This is a genomic window from Methylophilus sp. TWE2 (assembly GCF_001183865.1).
GTDB lineage: Bacteria > Pseudomonadota > Gammaproteobacteria > Burkholderiales > Methylophilaceae > Methylophilus.
Window position 1 is genome coordinate 218,051 of the sequence record NZ_CP012020.1, and the last position, 16,254, is coordinate 234,304.

At 53.7% G+C, this 16,254-nt stretch carries 12 protein-coding genes; 9 read left to right on the forward strand and 3 right to left on the reverse strand.

The features are described 5' to 3' along the window. Window positions 1-21: 21 nt before the first annotated feature. The 4 genes from ACJ67_RS01010 to ACJ67_RS01025 are packed head-to-tail and all read left to right on the forward strand — an operon-like array spanning window position 22 to window position 3,262. Window positions 22-597 (forward strand): hypothetical protein, encoded by a 576-nt coding sequence (locus tag ACJ67_RS01010; protein ID WP_231587217.1) that lies wholly within the window; start codon window positions 22-24, stop codon window positions 595-597. Further along, window positions 594-1,772 carry a hypothetical protein gene (locus tag ACJ67_RS01015; protein WP_049637506.1) on the forward strand — a complete coding sequence of 393 codons (1,179 nt, stop codon included), beginning with the start codon at window positions 594-596 and terminating at the stop codon, window positions 1,770-1,772. The genes ACJ67_RS01010 and ACJ67_RS01015 overlap by 4 nt, the downstream gene beginning before the upstream one ends. Before the next feature lie 2 nt (window positions 1,773-1,774). Beyond that, window positions 1,775-2,500: a type II secretion system protein gene (locus ACJ67_RS01020; protein WP_049637507.1), complete on the forward strand. Its 726-nt coding sequence runs from the start codon at window positions 1,775-1,777 to the stop codon at window positions 2,498-2,500. Between the two features lie 15 nt (window positions 2,501-2,515). Further along, window positions 2,516-3,262: a molybdopterin-synthase adenylyltransferase MoeB gene (locus tag ACJ67_RS01025; RefSeq protein ID WP_049637508.1), complete on the forward strand. Its 747-nt coding sequence runs from the start codon at window positions 2,516-2,518 to the stop codon at window positions 3,260-3,262. Here the strand turns inward: ACJ67_RS01025 and ACJ67_RS01030 are convergent. Then, window positions 3,259-3,474 carry a (2Fe-2S)-binding protein gene (locus ACJ67_RS01030; RefSeq protein ID WP_049637509.1) on the reverse strand — a complete coding sequence of 72 codons (216 nt, stop codon included), beginning with the start codon at window positions 3,472-3,474 and terminating at the stop codon, window positions 3,259-3,261. The two genes, ACJ67_RS01025 and ACJ67_RS01030, sit on opposite strands and share 4 nt — an antisense overlap. 140 nt (window positions 3,475-3,614) lie before the next feature. Here ACJ67_RS01030 and ACJ67_RS01035 point away from each other — a divergent pair, with 140 nt between their 5' ends. Then, complete coding sequence (locus tag ACJ67_RS01035) at window positions 3,615-4,637, forward strand: zinc ribbon domain-containing protein (protein ID WP_049637510.1); 1,023 nt, start codon at window positions 3,615-3,617, stop codon at window positions 4,635-4,637. Window positions 4,638-4,668: 31 nt separating this feature from the next. On the opposite strand, the gene ACJ67_RS01040 is transcribed toward ACJ67_RS01035, so the two are convergent. Both ACJ67_RS01040 and ACJ67_RS01045 read right to left on the reverse strand, forming a co-directional pair. Next, window positions 4,669-7,566, reverse strand: coding sequence for a valine--tRNA ligase (locus ACJ67_RS01040; protein WP_049637511.1), 2,898 nt, complete (start codon window positions 7,564-7,566; stop codon window positions 4,669-4,671). Window positions 7,567-7,615: 49 nt separating this feature from the next. Further along, window positions 7,616-8,863, reverse strand: a complete 1,248-nt coding sequence (locus ACJ67_RS01045) for an FAD-binding domain-containing protein (RefSeq protein WP_049637512.1) — start codon at window positions 8,861-8,863, stop codon at window positions 7,616-7,618. Between the two features lie 64 nt (window positions 8,864-8,927). Here ACJ67_RS01045 and ACJ67_RS01050 point away from each other — a divergent pair, with 64 nt between their 5' ends. From ACJ67_RS01050 to ACJ67_RS01065, 4 genes are all read left to right on the forward strand, one after another. Then, window positions 8,928-9,368: an NfeD family protein gene (locus ACJ67_RS01050; protein ID WP_082164087.1), complete on the forward strand. Its 441-nt coding sequence runs from the start codon at window positions 8,928-8,930 to the stop codon at window positions 9,366-9,368. Between the two features lie 38 nt (window positions 9,369-9,406). Continuing rightward, window positions 9,407-10,252: an SPFH domain-containing protein gene (locus ACJ67_RS01055; RefSeq protein WP_049637513.1), complete on the forward strand. Its 846-nt coding sequence runs from the start codon at window positions 9,407-9,409 to the stop codon at window positions 10,250-10,252. Window positions 10,253-10,364: 112 nt separating this feature from the next. Continuing rightward, on the forward strand, window positions 10,365-13,655 hold the full coding sequence (locus ACJ67_RS01060; protein WP_049637514.1) for a DUF2126 domain-containing protein: 3,291 nt from the start codon (window positions 10,365-10,367) through the stop codon (window positions 13,653-13,655). Window positions 13,656-13,713: 58 nt separating this feature from the next. Continuing rightward, window positions 13,714-16,254, forward strand: a complete 2,541-nt coding sequence (locus ACJ67_RS01065; RefSeq protein WP_049637515.1) for a circularly permuted type 2 ATP-grasp protein — start codon at window positions 13,714-13,716, stop codon at window positions 16,252-16,254.

Consider the following 16,254-nt stretch of genomic DNA (forward strand, 5'->3'; position numbering starts at 1 on the left):
TGGCGAGAGTTACGTATCACTATGCTAGCGTGGTTAGCCGTGTTAAGTATATTGGGCATGTTGCTAGCGTTAGTCCTGTATCGTCAGCGCAATGCTGAAGAGGCATTGGTAGAGGCGGAGAGACAATGGCAGCATTTCCAGCAACAAACCAAGCAGTATGCCAGCTATCAGCCTGAAATGAGCTACTACTTCGCGCATCGCGAAGGATGGCAAACATCCGGGTTGATGCAACTACCTGATTTTGATCAGTGGGAGTCTGCTTGGGCTAAAATGCAGCAACAGTTTTCTCTCCCTCATTTGGCATATCAGATTCAGCCATCGATGGCTTGTCCAGGAGGCCAGTGTCGTCAGCAATGGCCGCTTAAGCAATTACCTGAGCTCAATTTCACGGTCACTCCCATCCAACTCAGCTGGTCGGTGCTTCATGAGTTGGACGTGAGTCCATGGTTACGGGCGTTGCAGCGTCAATATCACGGTATGTTGCTCGTGCGTCGTTGCCAATGGCAGTTGGCAGAACAGGCAGGGTCTATTGCCGTCCAATGCGATCTGGCGATGTTTAATTTCCCTAATGTATTAGCAAGCGCGGGATCATCATGATGCACACGCCTATCTTGCAGAAAGGCGTGGCCGTCTGGCTTGTCCTGTTATTGCTGTCTGGCGCGGGCGGATGGATGCTGTATAAGCTTTCCCATATCTATCCTGCCAAGCAATTGACCATGCATAAAACGATCACTTCGCTTGCGCTGGCAAAACAGGCGTTATTGGCTTATGCCCAGCAGCCGCTGGGGCTCACCCAGTGCGAGTCAAATTGCCCACGTCCTGGAGACCTGCCATGTCCTGACCGTAATAACGACGGTATTGCTGAGACCTCATGCAGCAATACCGCCCGCCTGGGGCGACTGCCATGGAAAACCTTGGGCATTGGCGACGTGCGTGATGACAGTGGAGAGCGATTGTGGTATGCCGTGTCTGAGCGTTACAAGAACAACCCGCGCATATTGCCATTAAACCTCGACACGCCTGGTACCTGGAGCCTGCTACTAACAGAAGGCTTACACTGGGATGCAACCCAGGGCAATGGCGTGGTTGCGGTGATCATTGCGCCCATGCACCCACTGGTGCGGGAAGATGGTTGGATACAGCAAAGGCAAGAATCCTCCAGCGAAATAGCCAAGCACTATCTTGATGTCCATGCTTTGGATAATGCCAGTCCTATCGAAAATGCAGTAAACGGTTTTGTCATGGCGGCATCTAGCCCTCACTTCAATGATGTGGTTTGGCCCATCACGGCGGGGAGCATGCACCAGCAAATGCAAAAGCACGTCTTGAGCGAACTCAAGCGCAGTCTGCGCTGTACGGCAGCACCATGCCAGGCCTATCCATCACCCGCTGCGGCAGAGGATGAGCGCTGCCTGGGTTTCCAGTCGGTGGCTGTCGGGCAATGCCTCTCCACTCTTGTAAATATTGGGCGCTTACCTCTGGATGCTACGTCACATTGGCCTGGCACTACGCAGCATATGCTGGACGGCGATGCCAGACACCACTGGTTCCAGCAGAATAGCTGGCGGGAACAAGTGTTTTACCAGTCTGGCCCAACGCAAACAACTATTATCGTGGCAGGAGAGCGTCTACCGGGGCAATCCCGGGAGAGTACAACTGATAAGGGGAATCTGAATGCCTACCTGGAGGCATCCACGTTACAGGCCTTGCAGGCACAAAATGCCTACGCACTGACCTTGCCAAGTAACGACATTCTTGAGCGTGTGATGTAGCAATGAGCCAGCGTCTTCCCCAGTTCCGGCAGAAACAAAAACTGATCCACGGCTTTAGTTTACTGGAGATGGCCATGGCGCTCGTGATTCTAAGTTTGATGATGGGGTGGTTAATTATGCCCTTGCGCGTACAGAATGGTTTACATAAATATCAGCAGACTGACCAGCGTCTGACGCAGGCGCAGCAGGCATTACTGGGGCATGCCATTATTTATCATTATCTGCCATGCCCGGATACTGATCAGCCGCCGGATGGCTGGGAGAACGTCTTGGCGAACCAGACTTGCACCAGTGATGAAGGGCTTCTGCCATGGCTGCAATTAGGTGTGGCGGCAACCGATGCCTGGGGGCGCTTTTTTCGTTATCGGGCGGATAGTACGTTTACCCATCATGCCCAGTGGTTTTCCATCTCCGCCGCTGAGAGTGCCAGTAATATTCAAGTGACTGGCGAGGCTGGGGCGGTCACCAGCATCCCTAGTCGGCCAGGAGCAATCATCCTTTCGCATGGCGAAAATGGCCTGGGTGGCATACAATCCGTGTCTGGTGGGCAAACATATGCCGTGTCGGCGCCTGTACATCCTGACGAACAGGAAAACGCAGATGGCGACCTTGTTTTTGTCGATAAAGCACAACAGCAGGCGGGTGGTGCAGTGTTTGATGACCGCCTGGTGATGCTGTCACCTAAGGTGCTGATACAGCAGATGGTGCAGGCGCAAAGACTGCCTTGAACAAACGGAATTTAGATGCAAGACGATTTATTGTTACGTTACAGCAGACACATCATGTTGCCGCAGATTGAATATGCGGGGCAGGAAGAGTTGACGCAAAGCCATGCACTGATTATTGGTGCAGGAGGGTTGGGTGCGCCCGTGTCAATGTACTTGGCGGCAGCAGGTGTGGGCACATTGACCATTTGTGATTTTGACCAGGTGGACCTGACCAATTTGCAGCGCCAGATTATTCATACCACGGCAGCGGTAGGGCAAAACAAGGCCCTGTCAGCCCAGGCAACGATTGCCAAACTGAATCCTGAAGTCAAAGTGTATGCCGAAACGATCCAGCTCAATGAGGAGGCGCTTGCCGGACGTGTTTCAGTCGCAGATGTGGTAATTGATTGCTCTGATAATTTTGCCACGCGCTACTTGCTGAACCAGCTTTGCTTCAACCACAAAACCCCTTTGGTCTCTGGGGCTGCGATCCGTTTTGAGGGACAGTTAAGCGTGTTTGATTTCCGTCATGAAGATAGCCCGTGCTACCACTGTTTGTATCCGGATGTGGGCGATGACCAGGAATTGCGTTGTGCTGATAACGGTGTGTTTGCGCCATTGGTGGGCATGGTAGGCACGGCGCAGGCCGCCGAAGCGCTGAAGATTTTGCTGGATATTGGCCAGACCATGCAGGGCAGGTTGCTGTTGCTGGATGCGCTGAGTGCCGAGTGGCGCACCATACGCCTGAAGAAAGACCCGTCTTGTAAAGTGTGTGGCGTTTAAGTCTTTGGCTCAGTTGGCTGTGTAGCCTGAAGTTGATTGACCAGTTCGGCGATATCCCATTCGCAGCCGCCGCACCCGCTGAGAGCGCCAGAATAACGCGAAATACCCTCAAGGTCCTTGCCCTGCCTGACCAGCTCAATAATCAGTCCGCGGGTGGTGCCGCTACAGCTGCACAGTACTTCTTTCGGGTTTTCTTCGTCGGTTTCACACATCCGTATACGATCGGTTAGTCTAGCCAACCTGCATTTTAATGGCAGACCGGCCAGCAAGGCCAGTAGTGCATGTTCCTTCCACTATTGCTGTGAAGCCAAAAGCCCGCTAGCATCCATGCATATCCGAGAAAGGGCTGCTGATGAGTAAAGGCGTTCGTTTATCCGAAAAGTGGTTTAACCGTGCACTATGGATGGTAGCAATCATCTTTGCCTGGTTTTTAACCGGGCTGGGTAAAAGCATTATTGGTGATTTGCCACGTGTGGAGACTGATTACACGACCGAGCATTTTGTGAGTCATGCCCAAGTTGATCCATTACGCACAGAGTTGAAAGGGCTTGCCAGGCAGCGCCAGACACTTGCTGATCAACTCGAACAAGCCAATTTACAGCTCATTATCCGGCAAAAAGATTACCAGGCGGCACGCACCACGTTCGATAACTGGGTCAAAACCAGAGATACGACAGAGGAAGTAGATGACCTGGTCAGCCGCACTCGCACACTGGATACGCTCAAGAAACTGGAACGGGATGCGGAAAGGGCGATTGAGGATATTCAGCAGCAGCAAACGAATATTTCCCAGCATGAAACGCAACTGCTGACGCAGGTAGATACATTGGAAGACGCTGCTCGCCAACAATTAGACGATGCTTATGAGGCGCAGGCAACACGTGTGTTTTTATATCGCTTATTAGTGACTTTGCCTTTGCTGGCTTTGGCTGCCTGGTTATTTGCCAAAAAGCGTCAATCCCAATATTGGCCGTTTGTGTGGGGATTTATTATTTTCGCACTGATGGCCTTCTTTGTTGAGCTGGTGCCTTATTTGCCAGACTATGGTGGCTATGTCCGTTATACCGTGGGTATTGTATTAACTGTCGTGGGCGGAAAGTATGCGATTACCGCCTTGCAGAATTACCTGAAACAGCAAAAGCTGGCAGAGTCGCAGCCTGAATTTCAAAGACGGGAAGAGCTTGGGTACGACACTGCACTGGCAAGATTGGCAAAAAATGTATGCCCTGGCTGTGAGCGCAGTGTAGACCTTAAGAATGAGCAAAATGATTTTTGTACGCATTGTGGCATTTGTTTGCACAACTATTGCAATGCCTGCCAGTCTCGCAAAAGCGCCTTTGCCAAGTTTTGCCACAAGTGTGGCACCGCCGCCTGAACAGGCGACGGTGTGAGGCTTGATTAGAAAATTATTTCAGTTTAGCCAGTTGTGCCTGTAGTTTTTCCAGGCTGGCACTAAACTCTGCCAGACGGGCCTTTTCCTGCTCAACCACAGCAGCGGGCGCGCGGGCAACAAAGCTTTCGTTACCCAGTTTGCCGTTAGCTTTGGCAATTTCGCCTTGCAAGCGGGCAATTTCCTTACCTAAGCGTTCTTTTTCAGCGGCGACATCAATTTCCACCTTAAGCATTAATTTAAAGTCTCCCGCCAGCATGACTGGCGCGTCGGCTTCTGGCAATTCAGCCACAATATCTACGTTTTCAAGTTTAGCCAGCGACTTCAAATAAGGGGCGTAAGCCGCTAATTGCTCGGCGTCACCTGCGGCGATTAATGGCACCTTGGCGGCGGGTGAAATACTCATTTCGCCCCGCAAGCTACGGCAGGCTTCCACGGCGGTTTTCAGTGTGGCAACCCAAGCTTCGGCTTGCTCGTCAATTTTTGCCGGGTCTGCTTTAGGATACACCTGCAACATGATGCTTTCGGTGCCGCGTGACTTATCTTTGAGCTCAGTCATTGGTGCAATTGTCTGCCAGATTTCTTCTGTCACAAACGGAATAATCGGATGCGCCAGGCGCAAGATGGTTTCCAATACTCTCAATAATGTACGTCTGGTGGCGCGCTGTTCAGCGTCACTACCACCCTGAATTTGTACCTTGGCAATTTCCAGGTACCAGTCGCAGTATTGGTCCCAGACAAACTCGTAAATGGCTTTTGCTGCCAGGTCAAAGCGGTAGTCGTTAAAGGCGCGCTCGACGTCAGCTTCTGTTCGTTGTAACAGCGAAACAATCCAGCGGTCGGCCTGACTAAATTTACGGCCACCGGCGTCACAACTCTCGGCGCCAAAGCCATTGTCTTGACCTTCGGTATTCATTAACACGAAACGTGTGGCGTTCCATAGCTTGTTGCAGAAGTTGCGGTAACCCTCGCAGCGTTGCAGGTCAAATTTGATATCCCGGCCAGGTGAGGCCAGGCTGGCAAAGGTAAAGCGTAGGGCATCTGTTCCGTAAGCAGCAATGCCTTCCGGGAATTCTTTGCGTGTACGTTTCTCGATTTTTTCCGCATCTTTCGGGTTCATCAAGCCAGTCGTGCGCTTCTTCACCAGTGATTCCAGATCAATGCCATCGATCAAGTCGATAGGATCCAGCACATTGCCTTTTGATTTCGACATCTTCTGGCCTTCGGCATCGCGGATCAGGCCGTGCACGTAGACATGTTTGAACGGAATCTTGCCCGTGACGTGCTTGGTCATCATGACCATACGCGCCACCCAGAAGAAGATAATGTCAAAGCCTGTGACCAGCACAGAGGAGGGCAGGAATTGCTGTAAAGCCTGATTCTGTGCGTCCATGGCTTCATCGCCGGTCCAGTCTAGTGTGGAGAATGGCCACAATGCGGATGAGTACCAAGTGTCCAACACATCCTCATCACGTTTCAGGTTGCCGGTATAACCTGATTCTGTTGCCATTTGTTTGGCTTCAGCTTCATCATGCGCGACAAACACTTCACCGTTTTCGCCATACCACGCCGGAATTTGGTGACCCCACCACAACTGACGTGAGATACACCAATCCTGAATATTATTCAGCCACTGGTTGTAAGTGTTCACCCAGTTTTCCGGGTAGAACTTGATCTCGCCATTGGCCACCACTTCCAGTGCTTTTTCCGTGATGCTCTTGCCATCTTCACCAGGCTTGCTCATGGCAACAAACCACTGGTCGGTCAGCATGGGTTCAATGACCACATTAGTGCGATCACCACGAGGGACCTTGAGTTTGTGTTTTTCAACTTTAACCAGGAAGCCACCTGCTTCGAGGTCTTCCACTACTTGTTTGCGGGCGGCAAACCGCTCAAGGCCAACCAGGTTGGCTGGTAGGTTGATGGCTTGTTTGGCGCTGCCATCATTGGCATACACCTCAGCCGCAGCAGGTACAAAACCTTGCAAGTTCAGGATTACGATCTTATCCAAGCCCTGACGCTGCCCGACCATGTTGTCGTTAAAGTCGTGCGCGGGCGTCACTTTCACGACGCCGGTGCCGAACTCTTTATCCACATATTCATCTGCAATGACCGGGATCTCACGGTTGCAAAGTGGCAGAGAAACACTTTTGCCAATCAGGTGCGCATAGCGCTCGTCTTCCGGATGCACCATGACGGCCACGTCACCCAGCATCGTTTCTGGCCGCGTTGTTGCGACAGTCAGATGGCCGGAACCATCCGCCAGCGGATAGTTGATATGCCACATGGAGCCGTCTTCTTCCTCTTGCACCACTTCGAGGTCAGAAACAGCGGTACCCAGTTTCACATCCCAGTTCACCAGGCGTTTGCCTCGGTAAATCAGGCCCTCGTTGTACAGGCGCACAAAAGTCTCGGTGACAACCTTGTTGAGGCCTGCATCCATCGTGAAGCGTTCACGGCTCCAATCAGGTGAGGTGCCCAGGCGGCGCATTTGCTTGGTGATGGTGCCGCCTGAATATTCTTTCCACTCCCACACTTTTTCCAGGAATTTTTCGCGGCCCAGATCATGACGACTCACGCCTTGCGCATCGAGCTGACGCTCAACCACAATCTGTGTCGCGATGCCTGCATGATCAGTGCCTGGTTGCCACAAAGTGTTGTCGCCACGCATGCGGTGATAGCGGGTCAACGCATCCATGATGGTCTGGTTAAAGCCATGGCCCATATGTAAGGTGCCTGTGACGTTGGGCGGGGGCAGTAAAATGCAGAAATTGTCATTGACGTCGGGGTTCATGCCGGCGGCATAGAAACCTTTGCTTTCCCAGAAGGCATACCACTGGCTTTCGATGGATTTAGGATCAAACGATTTAGCGAGTTCGCGCGCTGGATTGGAGTTTTGAGTAGGAGTAGTCATGCGCGTGATTTTAACACAGCGGGCCAGTGGGCAGGGGCTGGCCGCTGTTTCAAGCCGTGTAAAATCTATCGTTGAGAGTCGGCGCGACCACCTTCCAGTATCGGCTGAAGCGCATCAGCTGATGATCGGTTAATGTCACGTCAGTGATGCGGTTTTCGGGTTGCCATCGCACCTGCAAGCCTGCCACCGCTTGCTTGAGTACTGGTTGCGGTGTATCCATGCTTGATATCTGTCCCTCGGAGAGCTGCGTCAGGACTTGCCTGGTGTTTCCATGCCATATTTGTGTCCCTGGCATTTCTGCGAGGCAATCAGCCATGAATTCCAGACGTTTGAGCGGCCAGTGTCCATGGATTTCCGGGTCAAACACAAAAATGGCTGGCATATCCAGCGTATGTAAAGGATGCTCGGGCGAAAGCATTTCATCATGTACCCAGACCAACTCCGATAAGGCATCTGAAATGGTGGATAAGGGTGATTGCGAAGTGTTCGCTAGAGGTTGTAAATCTGTCTCGCGGTTGTCGCGGATATCTTCGGGAAACAGGCGTTGCTGTAAGGTTTCGTAGCTGCTGGCGAAAGGGCATTTGATTTTGCACTGATGACACCAGGCTTCCCCACCAAACTTAATAATGTTTTCCTTATTGAAGTAATAGGGCTTGTTGCTAAAGCTGGAGGCTATCCATTGCCATGAAAGGTGATTGGACGCGATATCACCATCCAGTAACTGCTGCTCAAACCAGTCAGCTGCCTGGCGCCAGTCAACTTTGAGCCAATGTAACAGATAAGCAGCCAGCCACATGCGGGCATGGTTGTGGACATAACCTTGCTGCTGCAGCGACCGCACGATCTCATCCATGCAAATGAGTCCGGTAAATCCCTGCGAAATAAAGTCTGGCAATGGGTTGTGGCCTAGGGTGACTTTAGGCGGCTCCATTTCCTGCATGATTTGGGTGCCAAAGCGGTACCAGACCTGACGAAAGTAATCGCGGTAACTTAACTCTGAAGCTAGTTTGTTGGCGCGCTTGTCAGAATTTTTCAGGATATGGTCAAGCGCTTCCGGCAGGGTGATGCAACCGTGTCGCAAATAAGGTGAAAGCCGGGTGACCGCTCCGGACAGGTGATTACGGCTACGGGCATATGATTCGGGGTCCACGGCCTGCAGTCGTTGTAGCGCCATGGTGCGCCCTCCTTGCCATGCCGTATCCAGTGCAGGTCCCGGCGCATGCGGAAAGCAATCTGCAATTTGTTGCATGCGGGTGGGTCGGTCTGTTGCGAGTGAAAGGCGGACTGGATGAGTCATGGCACACTATTTTGACATAACTAGTGATACCATGGCTTGCAATGTTGTTGGCAAGGATACTTGGATGAACGCCTTATGGTTGTGGTGTGGACTAGGCCTGGTGCTACTATGCGTGGAAATGCTGGTGGGAACCCTGTATTTTTTATGGTTGGGCATTGCTGCGTTGGTAATGGCGGTGTTGTGCGCCTTGTTTGCAGAGATGCCACTGGCATTGCAAGCCTTGAACTATGCTGTGCTGGCGGCGATTGCGCTGGCAGTCATGCGAAAACTGGAAAAGCGTAAGCCGGCATTGCGCGTGGGTCAGGCACAGGGAGAAGAAATCGGCCGAGAAGGCGTGGTGATTGTGGCTATTTCACCAGCCAATCCTGGCAGAATCCGTTTTAGCCAGGGGGTATTGGGCAGTCGCGAATGGGTGGCATATGCCGATACTGCGATTGCAGAGCAGCAAGCGGCCAGGGTGGTGGCAGTAGAGGGTAATAGTCTGCGTGTTGCCCCGTTGTCCTGAGCTATCACTAGCCATGAATTAATGAAAAAGGAGTAATCATGACTGAAGTCAGTTTAATCGTCATTGTGCTGGTGGTGATTGCCATCGTCAAAGGCGTGCGCATTGTGCCGCAAGGTGAAGAATGGGTGGTTGAAAGATTGGGCAAGTTCGCTGGCATCCTGACGCCGGGCTTGCATGTGATCAACCCTATCTTGAGTAGTGTCAGTTATAAAGTCACCACCAAGGACATCATTTTGGATGTACCCGAGCAAGAGGTGATTACACGCGATAACGCGGTGATTCTGGCCAATGCGGTCGCCTTTATCAAGGTGACCAATATTGAGCGTGCGGTATACGGTATTGAGAATTTCCGTGAGGCCATGCGCAATATGGTGCAAACCAGTTTGCGTTCGATTATCGGTGGCATGGACCTGAACCATGCGCTGACTTCGCGTGACCGCATCAAGGCCGAGTTGAAAGAAGCCATTGCCGATGAGGCACTGGACTGGGGCCTGACCGTAAAAAGTGTGGAGATTCAGGATATCAAGCCTTCTGCCAATATGCAGGATGCCATGGAGCGTCAGGCAGCGGCCGAGCGTGAGCGTGTGGCCGTGGTGACCGAAGCTGAAGGCGCCAAGCAGTCTTTGATCCTGAATGCAGAAGCACGGCTGGAAGCCGCCCGTAAAGATGCTGAAGCGCAAATGGTGGGTGCTAAAGCCTCCGCCGAGGCGATCAAGATGATTGCGGAGGCGGTTAAGGAAAATAATACTTCAGCAACGTTTTTGCTGGGGGATCGCTACATTCAGTCGCTGCAAAAAATGGCAGACTCCAGCAATAGCAAAATTGTCGTGATGCCAGGCGATGTGGTGAGTGCGGTGAAAAACCTGGTCGGCGGCGGCAAGTAATCCAGCCCCCGTTTTTTACTGTTTAGATGGCTGCCACGCGAGTCTGTTTTGCGTGGCTGGCATATTTCCTGCATCACGCTGCTTAAAATCATAATATTCTTGAGGATCAGCAGTGGCTATACGCGTCGCTTTACATCACCGCACCCGCTATCAATTCGACCGCCTGGTTAACCTTTCTCCACACGAAGTCCGCCTCAAGCCCGCTGCCCACGCGCGTACGCCGATTTTGTCGTATTCGCTGACCGTGAAACCGGAAAAGCATTTTATCAACTGGCAGCAAGACCCTTACGGCAACTACATCGCCCGGTATGTGTTCCCCGAAATGGTGCGCGAGCTCGATTTTACGGTCGATTTAGTGGCAGACATGACGGTGATTAATCCGTTTGATTTCTTTGTCGAGAAATATGCTGAGCACTATCCTTTTCAATATACCGAGCAGCAGTCATTTGAGCTGACTGCCTATTTGCAGCCTGATCCGGTCGAGCCCTTGCTCAAGCAACTCATGGCCGAATTGCAGAAAAAGGTGATTCAACCGGAAATGGGCATCGTCGATTTTCTGGTGGCGGTCAACCAGCATGTACAGGCGGCAGTGGGATATACCGTGCGCATGGAGCCGGGCATACAGACGCCAGAAGAAACCCTGACCAAGTTGACCGGTTCCTGCCGGGATTCCGCCTGGTTGCTGGTGCAGATCATGCGCAATCTGGGCTTGGCCGCCCGCTTTGTCTCCGGCTACCTGATCCAGCTTAAGGCCGATGTCGCCGCGCTGGATGGCCCCAGCGGGACGGATAAGGATTTTACCGACCTCCACGCCTGGACTGAGGTATTTATCCCTGGTGCCGGCTGGGTCGGGCTGGATCCGACGTCCGGCTTGATGGCAGGTGAGGGGCATATCCCGCTTGCTTGTACGGCGTTGCCTTCTTCGGCCGCACCGGTGACGGGATATACAGATGTGGCGGAGGTGACGTTTAACCATGAGATGACCGTGACGCGCATTCACGAAGACCCGCGTGTGACCAAGCCTTACAGCGAAGAGGACTGGCAGGCCATCCTCAAGCTGGGAGACAAGGTAGATGTGCAGCTCAAAAAGCAAGATGTGCGGCTGACGCAAGGCGGTGAGCCGACATTTGTCTCGATTGATGATATGGATGGCGCCCAATGGAATACCCAGGCGCTGGGTGAGCATAAACGGCAATTAGCCGGTGACCTGGCCTTGCGTCTGAAAGCGCATTTTGCGCCCAACGGCTTTTTGCATTACGGCCAGGGCAAATGGTATCCCGGCGAACCGTTGCCTCGCTGGGCGATTAATATTTACTGGCGGTCCGATGGCAAACCAGTCTGGCGCGATGCCAGTTTGTTTTCTGCCGAGGGCGTCAGTGATGGCTATGGGGTGAAGCAGGCACAGATGTTTGCGACGCACCTGGCAGGCATGCTGGGCTTTCCTCCGGCGTGTGTCATTCCCGCTTATGAGGATGTGATGAGCTTTGCACAGCAGGAACAGCAACTACCTGCCAATGTCGATCCACTCAAGGCTGACCTGAAAGATGCGTCCGAACGTAAACGACTGGCCAGCTTGCTTAACCAAGGCTTGGGGCAGATTGTGGGTTACGTCATGCCGCTCAAGCCGGACGAAAGCCGCAGTGCTGGCGAATGGTTGACTAGCAAATGGCCGTTACGGCGTGAGCATTTGTACCTGCTGGGCGGGGATTCGCCAATGGGCTTGCGCTTGCCGCTGTCTTCATTGCCCTGGCAACTGCCTGCGGATATTGAGCCAGAGTTTCCGCTGGATCCGTTTGCTGACCAAGAAGCTTTGGAGACATCGAAAACGCCCAAAGTCAGGCTCAAGCACAAAACCACCCAGCCGCTGGCGCGCGAGGTGGTACACACCGCATTGTGTGTGCAGGTGCGCAACGGCCGCTTGCATGTGTTTATGCCGCCGGTAAACCGTCTTGAAGACTATCTGGATTTGTTGAGTGCCATTGAGCAAACCGCCAGTGACTTAAAACTGAAGTTGTGGCTGGAGGGCTATACGCCGCCGCGTGACAGCCGCCTCAAGTTGCTTAGTGTGACGCCGGACCCCGGCGTGATCGAAGTCAATATTCATCCAGCCAGCACCTGGAAAGAGCTGGTCACCAATATGAATGTGCTGTATGAAGAAGCCCGTTTGTGCCGGCTGGGGACGGAAAAATTCATGCTGGATGGCCGCCATACCGGTACGGGTGGCGGCAACCATGTGACGCTGGGAGGCGAGACCGCCGCCGATAGCCCGATGTTGCGGCGTCCCGATGTGCTGCGTAGCCTGATTACTTACTGGCAGAACCATCCGGCACTGTCTTATTTGTTCTCGGGCACCTTTATTGGCCCCACCAGCCAGGCACCGCGTGTGGATGAGGCGCGCGATGATAATTTGTATGAGTTGGCGATTGCCTTCCAGCAAATGGCGCAAGCCTTGCCGGTTGGCGAGGAGAGCCAGCAGCCTTGGCTGGTTGACCGCTTACTGCGTAATCTGCTGGTGGATTTAACCGGTAACACGCATCGCTCTGAGTTTTCCATCGACAAACTGTATTCGCCTGATGGCCCGACCGGCCGCTTGGGTCTGGTGGAATTCCGCGCTTTTGAAATGCCGCCACACGCACGCATGAGCTTGCTGCAAGGTCTGTTATTACGTGCGCTGGTGGCCCGATTCTGGAAAACACCTTATACCGGCAAACTGGTCCATTGGGGGACCGAGTTGCATGACCGCTGGATGCTGCCGCACTTTGTAGCGCAGGATATTGCCGATGTGGTGGCCGATTTGCGTGAGGCCGGTTATGCCTTTGAGCAGCGCTGGTTTGAACCATTTGTTGAGTTCCGTTTTCCGCGCTATGGCACAGTGGCCTATCATGGTGTGGAGCTGGAGTTGCGTCAGGCGATAGAGCCCTGGAATGTGCTGGGCGAAGAGATGGCGGGCGGCGGCACGGCGCGCTATGTGGATTCCTCGGTGGAGCGCATGCAGTTGCGCGTGCGCGGCCTCACCGATGGACGCCATGTGGTGACCTGTAACGGACGGCCTTTGCCACTGCAAGCCACTGGCCATGCGGGGGAATATGTGGCCGGGGTGCGCTTCCGTGCCTGGAGTCCGTGGTCGGCCTTGCACCCGACGATCCCGGTGCAGGCGCCACTGGTATTTGACCTGGTGGATACCTGGAGCGGAAAGTCCTTGGGTGGATGTACTTACCATGTTTCTCATCCGGGTGGCCGTAATTACAATACTTTCCCGGTCAATGCCAACGAAGCCGAGGCGCGGCGCTTTGCCCGTTTCTGGGCGCATGGCCATACACCGGGTAAGGTGACTGTGGTAAAAGAGCCACCAAATCCGCGTTTCCCGTTTACGCTAGACCTGCGTTGGCAGCCGAATGTGTGAACATCCTGTTACACTCAGTGTCTTGTTAGATAATCCCTCAACGATCACTTAACGACGCATGCAACCGGTGCTTAACCAGCTTTATTTCTCTGACCGCTATAACGAATTGTTGGATAGCCAGGGCCAGCCACGTCCGCATTGGCAGGCGCTGGTGTCGCAATTGGAGAGCGAAGAGCCGGCCGTCATGCGTAAGCGCATGGAGGCGGTGCAGCGGCAGATCCGCGATAACGGTGTGACCTATAACGTCTATGCGGACACGCATGGCGTGCAGCGGCCCTGGGATCTGGATGTGTTGCCGCTGATCATTCCCTCGCATGAGTGGCAGGAGATTGCCGCCGCGGTGGCACAGCGCGCCACCTTACTCAACCAGGTGTTGCTGGATATCTATGGCGAGCAGCGGCTGTTTGCCAGTGGCCAACTGCCGCCTGCGCTGATTTATGGCCATAATGGCTTTTTGCCATCTTGTGTCGGCATTCCGCATTACGACAATATTGCTTTGCACAACTATGCTGTCGATCTTGCGCGTTCCCCCAACGGGCAGTGGTGGGTGTTGTCTGACCGTACGCAGTCGCCCACAGGCGCGGGTTATGCGCTCGAAAACCGTACCATTATTTCCAGTGTGTTCCCCGAAATGTTCCGCGACCTCAATATCGAGAGGTTGAGCGGCTTTTTTGCCAGCATGCGGGATAGCCTGGCGCATTGGGGCCACCGCGTGGCACAAAATCAGGCACAGACGGTCCCTGGCATTGCCCCACTCAGCCAGGGGGAGCCGCCACTGGTCGTGATCTTGACCCCAGGGCCGTATAACGAAACCTATCATGAGCAGTCATTTTTAGCTGGGTATCTGGGCTATCCACTGGTGCAAGGCAGCGACCTGACCGTGCGTAACGGGGTGGTCTGGCTCAAGACTATCGCCGGGCTCAAGCCTGTGCATGCCATTTTGCGCCGGATAGACGATGATTACTGTGACCCGCTGGAGCTGAATGCCGAGTCACTGTTAGGCGTTGCGGGACTCACGCAGGCCGCACGCCTCGGCAATGTGCTGATTGCCAATGCGCTGGGTGCGAACCTGTTGCAGTCCGGGGCTTTGCTCGGCTTTTTGCCCAATTTGTGCCAGTCCTTGCTGGGCGAATCGTTGCGCATGCCTTCGGTGGCGACCTGGTGGTGTGGCGAATCCGCTGCGCTGGAATATGTGATCGATCATCTGGATGACCTGGTGATCAAACCCGCGTATCCGCAGGTGCAATATTCGCCGATTTTTGGCGAAGATCTGAATGCGGCACAAAAAGAGGCGCTGATTGCCAAGCTGCGCGCGCAGCCAGGACACTATATCGCTCAGGAGCAAGTGGATATTTCGCAGGCCCCTGTGCTCAGCCATCATCACCATCAAACGCAAATGAGTTCGCTGGCCGTGAGTTTGCGCGTGTATGCGTTTGCCACGCCCAATGGTTATGCCATTATGCCGGGTGGCCTTTCCCGGGTCGCCAGTGGTAAAGATTGCCGGGTGGTCACCATGCAACGGGGCGGGACCAGCAAAGATACCTGGGTACTGTCAGAGTTTACCCAGTCGCCCTTTAGCCTGTTGCGCAAAACCACTTCCAGCCAGGACTTGGTGCGTGAAAATCGCTCGCTCTCCAGCCGCATGGCAGAAAACATGTTCTGGTATGGCCGTTATTCGGTACGCAACCTGCAAAAAGCCATGATGTTACGTGCGACCTTGCGCGCCTTGCTCGAATATACGCCGGAGTCGCGCGAAGGCGAGTGGCCCACCATGCAGGGACTCTGCCAGTGGTTTGACCTGTTGCCTTCACCCAAAGATGAAGAAGAGTGGGCGACATGGCAGCCGTATAGTGATGATGACATTGAGCCTTTGCTGGTGCAGGCGGTGTTCTCGCAGCAGTCCGGTAGCCTGGCCACCAGCGTGCAACAGTTGTATCAACAGGCGTTTAACCTGCGTGAACGTATCTCCAATGACCATTGGCGCACCGTGAACGTGTTGTCCCGGCAATTTATTACCCGGCATGCGCATGCCACCCTGCAGGATGCGATGTCGTACATCGAGCAGGCGGTGAATCATTTTGTCACCTTGACAGGCTTTGCTATGGACTGGATGACGCGTGACCTGGGCTGGCGTTTTATGTCGCTGGGGCGGCGCATTGAACGCTTGCAATTCATGTGTGTACTGTTGAGCCGCGCCTTGCAAATGCCTCAGCACAGCAACCTGGAATGGTTGTTACAAGTGACCAATAACCTGGTCACTTACCGTGCCCGCTATGCCTCGCAACCCGAGTGGTTGCCCGTGCTTGATCTGTTGCTGATGGATGATAATAACCCTAACTCTGTGGTGTTCCAGATCAAGGGGCTGGTCAAATACCTTGAAGAGATGGACGCGCAAGATAATGCGGGCGGGATCGCCGCCGAGCTTCAGGACTGCTGGCAAGCCCTGCTGCAACTGGATCCTGATCAATGTTTCCTGCCAGGCGACGCGACATTGTCGGCCTGGTTAAACCGCACCTACGATGTGACCCTGACTTTGTCTGATCGGCTGAGCTTGCGCTTTTTCAGTTACGCCAGCCCGGTGGTAATGTCAGGACATTAA

What these genes read in the sequence shown, in the direction of transcription:
- ACJ67_RS01055 (WP_049637513.1), top strand. Translation starts at nt 9,407, where the DNA reads ATGACTGAAGTCAGTTTAATCGTCATTGTGCTGGTGGTGATTGCCATC.
- ACJ67_RS01015 (WP_049637506.1), top strand. Translation starts at nt 594, where the DNA reads ATGATGCACACGCCTATCTTGCAGAAAGGCGTGGCCGTCTGGCTTGTC.
- ACJ67_RS01010 (WP_231587217.1), top strand. Translation starts at nt 22, where the DNA reads ATGCTAGCGTGGTTAGCCGTGTTAAGTATATTGGGCATGTTGCTAGCG.
- ACJ67_RS01020 (WP_049637507.1), top strand. Translation starts at nt 1,775, where the DNA reads ATGAGCCAGCGTCTTCCCCAGTTCCGGCAGAAACAAAAACTGATCCAC.
- ACJ67_RS01035 (WP_049637510.1), top strand. Translation starts at nt 3,615, where the DNA reads ATGAGTAAAGGCGTTCGTTTATCCGAAAAGTGGTTTAACCGTGCACTA.
- ACJ67_RS01050 (WP_082164087.1), top strand. Translation starts at nt 8,928, where the DNA reads ATGAACGCCTTATGGTTGTGGTGTGGACTAGGCCTGGTGCTACTATGC.
- ACJ67_RS01040 (WP_049637511.1), bottom strand. Translation starts at nt 7,566, where the DNA reads ATGACTACTCCTACTCAAAACTCCAATCCAGCGCGCGAACTCGCTAAA.
- ACJ67_RS01025 (WP_049637508.1), top strand. Translation starts at nt 2,516, where the DNA reads ATGCAAGACGATTTATTGTTACGTTACAGCAGACACATCATGTTGCCG.
- ACJ67_RS01030 (WP_049637509.1), bottom strand. Translation starts at nt 3,474, where the DNA reads ATGTGTGAAACCGACGAAGAAAACCCGAAAGAAGTACTGTGCAGCTGT.
- ACJ67_RS01065 (WP_049637515.1), top strand. Translation starts at nt 13,714, where the DNA reads ATGCAACCGGTGCTTAACCAGCTTTATTTCTCTGACCGCTATAACGAA.
- ACJ67_RS01045 (WP_049637512.1), bottom strand. Translation starts at nt 8,863, where the DNA reads ATGACTCATCCAGTCCGCCTTTCACTCGCAACAGACCGACCCACCCGC.